Annotated in this window: 9 protein-coding genes; 4 read left to right on the top strand and 5 right to left on the bottom strand. The window is 59.8% G+C overall.

Features of this window, described 5'->3' with window-relative positions; genetic code table 11:
* Positions 1-150 precede the first annotated feature (150 nt).
* Together GSM73_RS11530 and GSM73_RS11535 are read left to right on the top strand one after the other, a co-directional pair.
* A complete protein-coding gene (locus GSM73_RS11530) occupies positions 151-1,170 on the top strand; it encodes a TRAP transporter substrate-binding protein (RefSeq protein WP_047229889.1) in 1,020 nt (339 codons plus the stop codon).
* A 277-nt stretch (positions 1,171-1,447) separates the two neighbouring features.
* Positions 1,448-3,118, top strand: coding sequence for a BCCT family transporter (locus tag GSM73_RS11535; RefSeq protein ID WP_160892574.1), 1,671 nt, complete (start codon positions 1,448-1,450; stop codon positions 3,116-3,118).
* Between the two features lie 4 nt (positions 3,119-3,122).
* Here GSM73_RS11535 and GSM73_RS11540 read toward each other — a convergent pair whose 3' ends face one another.
* From GSM73_RS11540 to GSM73_RS11550, 3 genes are all read right to left on the bottom strand, one after another.
* Entirely contained in the window at positions 3,123-3,833 is a 711-nt protein-coding gene (locus tag GSM73_RS11540; RefSeq protein WP_160892576.1) for a 3'-5' exonuclease, read from the bottom strand.
* Positions 3,830-5,707, bottom strand: coding sequence for a DUF294 nucleotidyltransferase-like domain-containing protein (locus tag GSM73_RS11545; RefSeq protein WP_076385103.1), 1,878 nt, complete (start codon positions 5,705-5,707; stop codon positions 3,830-3,832). Before GSM73_RS11545 ends, GSM73_RS11540 begins: the two co-directional genes overlap by 4 nt.
* A 96-nt stretch (positions 5,708-5,803) precedes the next feature.
* A complete protein-coding gene (locus GSM73_RS11550) occupies positions 5,804-6,595 on the bottom strand; it encodes a transporter substrate-binding domain-containing protein (protein ID WP_076385101.1) in 792 nt (263 codons plus the stop codon).
* A 187-nt stretch (positions 6,596-6,782) separates the two neighbouring features.
* Between GSM73_RS11550 and GSM73_RS11555 the strand changes: the two genes are divergently transcribed.
* Entirely contained in the window at positions 6,783-7,943 is a 1,161-nt protein-coding gene (locus tag GSM73_RS11555; protein WP_218575680.1) for a GGDEF domain-containing protein, read from the top strand.
* Between the two features lie 23 nt (positions 7,944-7,966).
* Here GSM73_RS11555 and GSM73_RS11560 read toward each other — a convergent pair whose 3' ends face one another.
* Together GSM73_RS11560 and GSM73_RS11565 are read right to left on the bottom strand one after the other, a co-directional pair.
* Complete coding sequence (locus GSM73_RS11560; protein WP_047229883.1) at positions 7,967-8,599, bottom strand: response regulator transcription factor; 633 nt, start codon at positions 8,597-8,599, stop codon at positions 7,967-7,969.
* A 31-nt stretch (positions 8,600-8,630) separates the two neighbouring features.
* The gene (locus GSM73_RS11565; protein WP_160892580.1) at positions 8,631-9,992 is read right to left on the bottom strand and encodes a cache domain-containing protein; all 1,362 of its coding nucleotides are present in this window, start codon (positions 9,990-9,992) and stop codon (positions 8,631-8,633) included.
* Positions 9,993-10,340: 348 nt separating this feature from the next.
* On the opposite strand from GSM73_RS11565, the gene GSM73_RS27220 reads away from it, so the two are divergent.
* Positions 10,341-10,602: carbon starvation CstA family protein (locus tag GSM73_RS27220; RefSeq protein WP_306110013.1), on the top strand; the 262-nt coding region annotated here is incomplete at its 3' end.

Raw genomic sequence — 10,602 nt, forward strand, 5'->3', positions numbered from 1 at the left:
GTGGCCGTTCCTGCTCGCGCAACTGGCGGTGCTGTTCCTTCTGGTCCTGTTTCCGCAACTGGTTCTGGGACCTTTGAAATTCTTCACCGGTTGACGCCGGTGCAAGCGGTAGTAGCTCGACTTCTAAAACAATAATGATCGGAGAGTGACATGGGACAACTGATGAAAACCTTGTTGGCCGGGGCATGTGCAACGGGGCTGCTGCTGGGCAGCGTGGTCAGCCACGCGGACGAGATCCGCGAGCGTACCCTGCGATTTGCGTTCCAGAACGTCAAGGAGCACCCCCAAGGGCAAGGCGCACAGAAGTTCGCCGACCTGCTGAGCGAGAAGAGCGGCGGCAAGCTCAAGGTCCGTCTGTTCCCCGGCGGAACCCTGGGTGGTGACGTGCAGACGGTCTCGGCCCTGCAGGGCGGTACGCTGGACATCACCGTGCTCAACTCCGGCATCCTGGCCGCCCAGGCAGCGGATTTCGCGATGCTCGATTTCCCCTTCCTGTTCAACAACGCCGAAGAAGCCCACGCGGTGATCGACGGGCCGGTCGGCCAGAAACTGGCGGCGCAATTGGACAGCAAAGGGCTGGTTGGCCTGGGCTACTGGGACCTGGGTTTCCGCAACCTGACCAACAGCAAGCATCCCGTGGCCAAACTTGAAGACATGCAGGGCTTGAAGATTCGCGTGATCCAGTCACCGATCTACCTGGAAACCTTTACCGCCCTGGGCGCTAACCCGGTGCCGATGGCGTTTCCCGAGGTCTACACTGGCCTTGAGCAGCACACCATCGACGGCCAGGAGAACCCCTTCACGGTGATTGAGGGCAACAAGTTCTTCGAGGTGCAGAAGTACCTGTCGGTGACCGGCCACATCTTCAATCCCCAGTCGCTGATCATCAGTCAGAAAACCTGGAGCCGTCTGAATGAGGATGAAAAAAACCTGATCCGCCAGGCCGCCGCCGAGGCGCAGAAGTACCAGCGGGAAGTCACCGCTGCGAGCATGGACAAGGCCAAAGCAACACTGGCCGGTGCGATGACCGTGAACGAGATCACCCCGGCCGAGAAAGATCGCTTTCGCGAGCGTGTGCAACCGGTGATCGACAAGTTCGCCAAGTCCCTGGATGCCAATCTGGTGAAGATGATGTACGACGAAATTGCCAAGGTACGCGCCGCGCAGTGAGCTGAGCGACACACAGGCTGATCAAAGGGCGCAGGGGCAATCCCGGCGCCTTTTTTTTCTTTGCGATTCAGGCTTTTCCCAGCCGTGATGCCGGTCCCCTGAGGGCTCGCGCACGGGCCATTTTCCCAGCCGGGGAACGCTTGAACGGCTGCAATGTCCCAGACTGGCTCATAAGCTTGTTAAGATACATGCGCACACATCTCGTTTTTACCATAGGAACAGCGGGGCTTATCAGACCATGCGCGCCCAAGCGCGCGGATAACAAAAGGAGGTTCTCGTGGGAAAAAACCCTGTAGACGATCTATCAGGACAACCCCAGTCAACCGGCACAGAGGGGATACCAGCCCCCAGCGGCAAAGCCAATCTCATCGACACCGACTACGTGATCGGGCAAGACAATATCCGAGGTCAGTTCTCTTTCTCTCTGGATATCCACGGCAAAGTTTTCATCATCTCCGCGGCGACCATTCTGCTGTTCGTCATCGTGACGCTTGCACTGCAGAATGAAGTCGAACCGCTTTTCAGCGCCATGCGCAGTTGGTTGACCAAGCATCTGGCCTGGTTCTTCATGAGCGTGGCCAACATCTTCGTAGTGCTGTGTCTGGCGCTGATCGTCTCGCCCTTGGGCAAGGTTCGATTGGGCGGTCAGGATGCCACGCCGGACCACACCTATGTGGGCTGGTTCTCCATGTTGTTCGCCGCTGGGATGGGCATCGGCCTGATGTTCTACGGCGTGGCAGAACCCATGTCCCATTACGCCGCCGCCATGGGCGGTGTCACACTCGACGCCAGCGGGGCGCGTACCGACTGGGCGCCTCTGGGCGGTGCGGCGGGCGATATGAAAGCCTCCGCCGACCTGGCCATGGCCGCGACCATTTTCCACTGGGGTCTGCACCCTTGGGCCATCTACGCCATTGTCGCGTTGTCCCTGGCCCTGTTCTCCTTCAACAAAGGCTTGCCGCTGTCGATACGCTCGATCTTCTACCCGCTGCTGGGTGAGCGCGTCTGGGGATGGCCCGGCCATATCATCGACATCCTGGCGGTATTCGCCACCCTGTTCGGGCTGGCGACTTCGCTGGGCATCGGTGCCGAGCAGGCCGCTGCGGGGATTGAACACCTGTTTGGCATTCAATCGACCAGCGTGAGCAAAGTCGTGCTGATCATCGGCATCACCCTGATTGCCCTGTGGTCGGTGCTCGCCGGGTTGGAGAAGGGCGTCAAGCTGCTCTCCGAAATCAACATGGGCCTGGCCCTGTTGTTGCTTTTGTTCATTATCGTGGTGGGACCAACCCTGGCGATCCTCACCGGCTTCTTCAAGAATCTGGTGACCTACGCCGAGTACCTGCCGGCGTTGTCCAACCCCTTCGGTCGCACAGACACTGAATTCACCCAAGGCTGGACGGCGTTCTACTGGGCCTGGTGGATCAGCTGGTCGCCGTTTGTGGGGATGTTCATTGCCCGCGTCAGTCGCGGCCGTACCGTTCGCGAGTTCCTGATCTCGGTGCTGTTGGTGCCTTCGCTGGTGTCGGTATTGTGGATGACCACCTTTGGCGGGACAGCCATCGACCAGGCCACCCTCCAGGGGCTGAGTGGGGTCAAGGATGCGGTGTTGGAGCTCAAGCTGTTTGCCATGCTCGAAGGGCTTCCGCTCAAGGAAATCACGTCACTGCTCGGTATCGTGCTGGTGATCGTGTTTTTCATCACCTCTTCGGATTCCGGTTCGCTGGTCATCGACACCATCACTGCTGGCGGCAAGGTCGATGCGCCGGTTCCACAGAGGGTGTTCTGGGCCATCATCGAAGGTGTGATCGCTATTGCGCTGTTGTTGGGCGGCGGTTTGATCGCGTTGCAAGCCATGGCGGTTTCCACCGGCTTACCGTTTGCCATCGTCCTGCTGCTGGGCTGTGTTTCCCTGGTCAAGGGATTGATGTCGGAACCGCGCACCTGACCTTTTAATCCCACAGCTGGCCGATAGGGACGGACGGGCTGTAGTGAGTGGCTATTTGCGCTTGCAACAGCTCGGCCGTCGCCAAGGCATCGGTCAAGGCATGATGGGCGTGATAGGGCGGCAGGTGGTAGCGCAAGCGACTGTCCGCCAACCGGACGGACTCGGGTGGACGGCGTAACAGCCGGTCCAGCCAACGCCGCTGACCGCGCACCTGCCGCGCTTCCAGCTGCATCGTGTCAATCACCGGAAATTGCAGGCCCTCCCCAAGGTGATTGCGTAACGCCTGATCCAGGAAGTTGCGTTCGATTGCCCGGTAATGCACCACCATGATCTTCCCTGCCATGGCTTCCAGCACTTTCTCCATGACGTCCGGCAATCGGGGAGCATGGCGGATGTCGGAGTGCGTGATGTGGTGAAACGTCACCGACTCATGACTGAGCTGCGAGGGCTTGATCACCCAGTACAGGGCTTCACCGCAGCGTATGCGCCTGAGTGTGAACGGCAGCAGGCCGATGCTGACGATACTGTCGGTGCGCGCGTTCAGACCGGTGGTTTCAAGGTCCATGGCCAGCAGTTCCACCTGCTCCAGTGCAGTCCCGGCATCGATGACACCCTGTTGGTAGAAGCGTTGCAGCAGCGGGTGCCGGGCTTGCTGTTCCAGACGTTTGAAACGTACCGCCCAATCCAGCGTTTCTTGCCCCTTCGGATTGCTCATCGGGATGGCCGAGCGTGACCGGGGTAGCGGAATCGCAGGAATTTCTGCGCATTGCTCAATACCTGAAACGCTTCCTTGAGGTTGTGCCGCTCGGTGGTGGAAAAGCGCTCCGGTTCGATGTAGTTATCCGGTTTCTGGCCCTGTTCGATGGCGTCGACCTGGTGTCGGATACGCACCATCGACAGGAATTCCAAGGCATAGCGCAGATGCTCAATGGCCTGCGGTTGCACGAGCTGTGTGGTGCTGATGGCTTCGAGACGATCAAAGGAATTCTGCGCCGTGGTCCCGCAGGCCAGGGCGTGGATACGGATCAGATCGGTCAATGGCGCCGTGCCACGGCCCTTGAGGTTGATGATCTGTTTTTGCTTGCCGTCGGTTTCCATTACGAAGGTGCGAAAGAAACCCAAGGGGGGCGTGCGGTTCAAGGCATTCCGGGCCATCGCCGCCAGGAAGGCGGGGGTCACCCTGGATTTTTCAGCGCAGAGCACCTTGAGTTCGTTGACCATTTCCAGTTGCCCATAGACCCCGTCCAGGTCAAAGAAGATGCAACTGTTGAGCAGGGTGGCAGCATTGGGCTTCTCGATCCACTGGCTGAAATACTCGCGCCATACTCGCAACGGCTGACGCCATTGCGCGTTGGTGGCCATGATGCCGCCCTTGCAGTAGCTGTAGCCGCACTCTGCCAGGCCGTCGCTGACGAAGGTGGCCAGGCTTTTGAAGTATTCGTCGTGCAGGGCCGGGTCGAAACGATCATCCAGCACCAGGGCGTTGTCCTGGTCGGTTACCAGCAGTTGCTCGTCCCGCGCCATCGATCCCAGCACCATGAAACAGTACGGAACCGGCGGCGGCCCCAGTTCCCGCTCGGCCAATTCGAGCAACCGCTGGGTGAAGGCGCGGCCAATGCCCGAGATGGCGCTGCCGATCATGTGAGCCGTCGCACCGTCGCGCACCATGCGAATGTAGGTGCCGCGCAGATCCCGCAACAACGAGCGCAAGCCCTCGACAGAGGTCTGGTTGGAGATGCTGTTGACCAGGTACAGGCTGCTCTGGGACTCGTGCCGGATGATGTCCGACAGGTTGATCAACCCCAGCGTGCGTCCCTTGTGCACCACCGGTAGGTGGTGGATGTTGCTGCGAAGCATGCACAACATGGCTTCGAACAACGAGTCATCGGCCTGGATGACCACCGGATCGGTCGACATCACTTCACCGATGCAGGTATCGCCGCTGCGGTTGGCGGCCACTACCCGGGTGCGCAGGTCGCGGTCGGTGACGATGCCGAGCATTTTTTCCGGGTGATGCCCGGCAGGTTCCAGGACGACGACGCAGGAAACGCTTTCCTGGGACATCAACCGTGCCGCTTCGTGAACGCTGGTGTGCGGGGTGACCCAGACCAGGTCCCGGGAAATCAGCGCGCGGGATTTCAATTGGATCAGTTCGCTGGCACGGCCCTGGGCCTCGACGGCGGATTTGAGCCTGGAGTGTCCTTCGGCCTCGACAAAGTCGGCGAAGCTGTCATGTTGCTCGCACAGTTGGGCAAACACATCCGCCGGGATGAAGTAGATCAGGCTGTCTTCAAGGGCCCGCGCCGGAAAACGCACTTTGTTGCTGCGCAGCAGGCTGGCCTGACCAAAGATGTCGCCTTCCACCAGACGGTTGTACAACTGGCCGTTACGCCGGTAGATCTCGACTGCGCCACTGCGCACATAATGCAGGTCGTGGACGATGGAGCCTGCCTCGAGAATATCGCTGCCGGCCTTGAAGTAGCTGACTTCGACGCGCTGGGCTATGGCCTCCAGGGTTTGCTGGGGCAGGGCATCGAAAGGGGGAAAACGATGCAGGTGCTCGCTGATTTCCAGTAACTCGATCTGCATGGAACCTCGTGGCTGATCAATTGAGAGACCAACATGCCAGTTCCAGGGGCCGCACACAAACCCTGGGTGAGTGAGTCGTGTGCGGCGCAGGCATTGTCACTGTTGCTGGGGCACCGCCAGCCACTGGCCGATGACCTTCTGGTAGCTGCCATTTGCTTTGCTCAGGTGCAGCCACTGGTCGACGTACATTTTCCAGGTGATGTCGTCCCGTGGCAGCAGGTAGGCCTTCTCGCCATACTGCAAGTAGCGGCTGGGGTTGACGGCGCAAAGACCGGGTTTGAGTTTCTGCTGATAGAGCGCTTCCGAGGCATCGGTGATCATCACGTCGGCCCGCTTGTCCAGCAGCTCCTGGAAGATGGTCACGTTGTCGTGGAACTTGAGTTGCCCTTTGGGCAGGAACGCCCGGACGAAAGCTTCGTTGGTGCCGCCGGCCGGTTCCACCAGGCGCACCGAAGGCTGGTTGAGCTGCTCGATGGTCTGGTAGCGCGCCTGGTCCTCGCAACGCACCAGCGGGATTTTGCCATCCACATCCAGGGTGGTGCTGAAGTTGGCTTTTTTCTGACGCTCCAGGGTCACGGAAATCCCGCCCATGCCGATATCGCATTTACCGGCGACCATGTCCGGCATCAGGGTTTTCCAGCTGGTCTGCACCCATTGAACCTTGACCCCTAGGCTGGCGGCCAGCGAACGGGCCATGTCAATGTCGATCCCCTCGTATTCACCTGTTTCGGCTTTGTAGGTGTAAGGCTTGTAGTCGCCCGTCGTACACACTTTCAGCTCGCCGCGTTGCAGGACCTGATCAAGGTGCGAAGGGGCTGGCTCGGCAAGGGCGCTGCCGCAGAACGCCAGCAGGCCACAGAACGTCATTGTGTTTGTTATGTTTTTCATAGGGACTGCACGTCTCGCAAGGGAGGGGACAAGAAGGGCAGTGTAGTGAAAAGGTTGGCGGGCTGTCATTGGCGCCTCAAACTTCGCAGGTGTGCTGCCTTCGCCTCTGTCATCATGGGCGATGGCAGACTTGGGTCAGGGGAGAAACACGTTTCGGATGGACGCATCAGTCGTCAGAATTACGCTTATGTTGATGGTCCCAGGGATCCTGTCGGTCTTTGGGGTTGCGTTCGTCTGCGCCTGGTTTATCGACAAAAAACGCGACTATCTGCTGCTCCTGGCTGGTGGCTGTGGCCTGTTCGCATGTGGTGCCACGTCGCAGCTTTTCGGCTGGCCTCCTGGGGTCGGGCCCAATGCCATTGTGTCCGGCGCGCTGTATACCTCGGCGGTCCTGGCAGTGGCCGAAGGCGTTTTGCTGCGCTCGCAAAAACGCCTCGGCTGGCGGCTGGACGTGGCCGTGGTATGCGTCATTTCCCTGGCACTGGCCTGGTTCTTTTATATCGACCGCAACCTGCTTGCGCGCATCTACATCCAGAACTTCGGCTATGGTGCGATTTTGCTTGTGGCGGCGGTCAAGCTCAGATCGCTGTTACGCGGGCGATTCGTTGACAAGGCGCTGTTCTGGGTGTTGCTGGTCTTCGCGTTGCATTTCTTTCCGCGGACCCTGCTGACTGTCGGGCTGTCGATGCCGCTGGACCGGGTCGCTTTCGCCAACTCGGTATTCTGGCAGGCGCTCCAGTTGTCCCTGGCGGTGCTCGGTATCGGACTTGCCTTTGTGATTCTCGCCGCGGCCATTGCTGACGTGATCGATGACCTGCGTCGCGAACGCGACTTTGACCCGTTGACCGGTGTCTTGAACCGGCGCGGCTTCGAAGAACGGGTGTCGATGCTGCTGATGAAGAGCCCGCGCGGCACGACAGCGCTGGCACTGTGCGATATCGACAACTTCAAGAACATCAACGATAGCCATGGCCATGACGTGGGCGATAACGTCTTGCGCGAAGTTGGCCAACTGCTGCGCACTTCGGCGCGCAAACGGGACATCGTCGGGCGCCTCGGTGGTGAAGAATTCGCTGTGCTCCTGCCGGACACCGATGCCCGGGAAGCTTACGAATGTGCCGAGCGCTTGCGGGCGGCCATCGAGAACGGTACGCCTGTCACGCGCGATACGGTCGGGCCGGTCACCGCGAGTTTCGGTGTCGGCAGTCTAGGCCCCAGGGAAACCTGGCAGGATCTTTACAAGCGCGTAGATACCTTGCTTTACCAGGCGAAGAGAACCGGGCGCAATCGCACGGTGGCCGATGAAGTTCCGGGTCGGATCGATAGGCCCGCCGAGGTTCAGTCATAAGCCGCGAGCGCGAGCCGGGGTTGCTAGCGTGAAATGATCCCGTGATCGATGGCGTATTTCACCAGGGCCGCGGGCTTGTCGATGTTGAGCTTGCGGCGGATGCTCAGGCGATGGGTTTCGACGGTGCGCACGCTGATGTCCAGTTCCCGGGCCATTTCCTTGTTGTTCAGCCCCTGGACCATTTTGTACAACACCTGACTCTCGCGCGGCGTCAGCTCGTTGTCGGTGGTTGGGTCGGTGGCCAGCCGTTGGGCGATCTCGGCACTGTAGAAGGTGCCACCGCTGATGATGGCTTCAATGGCCGCGATGATTTCCCGCGAAGGAGCATTCTTGAGCACGTAGCCACTGGCGCCGCAGCGCACGGACTCACTCACATACTCATAATTGTCGTACATGCTCAGGATGAGGATCTTGAGGTTGGGGTATTGCTTGCCCAGCAGGCGGGTCAGTTCAAGTCCGTTCATGTCCTTGAGGCTGATGTCCATCAGCAACAGGTCCGGTTGGCAGCGCCCGACCATCTCGATGGCCTGTGCACCATTCTCGGCTTCGCCCACCACGTCCAGTTGGGGCATGACGGACAACAGGGCCCTGATGCCATCGCGGACCAGGGAATGATCATCGACCAGCGCGACGCGGATCACAGAGGGCAGGTTCATCGGCAGGTGCTCTTGTCAGGTTGGGCGCGCATCAGCTTTGTGTCGCCAGCATGTTCATGGGCAGCAGGATATCCAGCTCGCTTCGTCCCGGCACCGAGGTCATTTCCAGCCGTCCGCCGAAATGCTCGACCCGCTCGCGGATATTGCGCAGGCCGATGCCGGCGTGGCCACGTTCGACCTGCGGTACGTTGAAACCCATCCCGTCGTCCACCACCGTCAGGCGCAAGGACTGGCCGGACCCGAACAGGGTGATACCGACACTTTTCGCCCCGGCGTGACGCTCGATATTGGTCAAGGCTTCCTGAGCAATGCGAAACAGCGAAACCGGTGCTCCATTTTCCAGGCGGCAATCGAATTCGTTGCTTTTGTACGACACTTCAAGCCCGCTGCGTTGCTGGAATTCGGCCGCGAGCTGGCCGATGGCGGCGGACAGGCCCAGGGTGTCGAGCAGGGAGGAGCGCAAGTCGTGGGAGATGTTGCGGATCTCGCCAATGGCTTCCCCCAGCCGGTCTGTCGCGTTCTTCAGGATGCCCAGGCCGTTTTCCTGCCCCTTTTCGAGGACGTGACTGGCCAGTTCAAACTGGAATTTTATCGACACCAGTAATTGGCTGATGCCGTCGTGCAGCTCGCGTGAAACTCGCGCGCGTTCCTCTTCCTGCAAGCTGACGATGCGCTGGTTCAGTCGTTGCAGCTTTTTGTCGGCCAAGCGATGTTCGCTGACGTTGAGGGTCATGCCGCCGGCAAACACCAGCAGGACCGCCACCAGCGCAATGGCGGCGATGGCCTGCATGGTGGTGTGGATGCCCTGGGCCACTTCAGCGCGGGCTTGCTGGGTGGCGCGCTCGACATCCTCCAGGTAAATCCCGGTCCCGAGCATCCAACCCCAGCGATCCAGCATCACCACATAGGCCAGCTTGTCGGTCACCTGGCCGGAGGAGGGCTTGTTCCAGGCGTAGCGCTGGAAACCTTCGCCGGATTCAGCGCTCTTGAGCAATGCCTGGATCACCGGCAGCCCCTGGGGATCTTTCATGTCCCAGAGGTATTGGCCCACCAGTTCGGACTGCCGGGCATGCATCAGGCTGCGCCCCTGGCGGTCGTAGACGAAGAAGTAGCCATTGATGCCAAAACTGAGCTTGCGCAGCTCCTCCAGCACCTGCTGCTGCGCGCCTGCGTCGCCCTGGCCGTTGTTATACAGCGGGGCGATCAGGCTTTGCGCCATTTCGACGTAGTTTTTCAGCTCTGCTCGCTTGCTGGCCAGGATGCTGTCTTCGATCAGTTGCGCCTGTTGATCACCCAACTGGCGATTAAGCGAGATCACCAAGGCGCAGATGACGGCAATCGCCAGGACCAGGGGCAGAATTCCCAAGGCGACGATTTTGTGTTTGAGCAGCATGTGTACTCCTGTCCGGACTCAACGGGGGGAGGCGAATGGTCGGCATCATAACGCTGTGGGAGCAAAGCTTGCTCGCGATCGCGACGGATCAGCCTGGACTGTTGCCAACAGACCCAGCGTTATCGCGAGCAAGCTTTGCTCCCACAGTCGTTAGCCTGCATTGGCTTTGCATGGGCTCACACAGAGGGATTCCACGAGAATCTACGTAGAACTACGTAGATGGCCCGTACGTAGTACTGCGGATTTATTTATTGACGGCTTCCACGGATATTGGGCCGGCTCCGAATAGTCGGGGCACACTATAAAAACAATCGCCGCAATCCACTGGATATCGGCAGGAGACACGCAATGACAACCCGTCTGGTTAAACACCTTGCCTGGTTTGCCGTGGCTGTTCTGGGAGCTTGTGCGTTGAGTGTCGTGGCCTTGCGCCGCGGCGAACCGATCAACGCCCTCTGGATCGTCGTCGCAGCCGTGGCCATCTACCTGGTCGCCTACCGCTACTACAGCCTGTTCATCGCCAATAACGTGATGCAACTCGATGCGCGCCGGGCCACCCCCGCCGTGCTCAACAACGATGGCCTGGACTATGTCCCGACCAACAAACACA

It is taken from the genome of Pseudomonas sp. PICF6 (assembly GCF_009831705.1).
GTDB classification, from domain to species: Bacteria; Pseudomonadota; Gammaproteobacteria; order Pseudomonadales; family Pseudomonadaceae; genus Aquipseudomonas; species Aquipseudomonas rhizophila.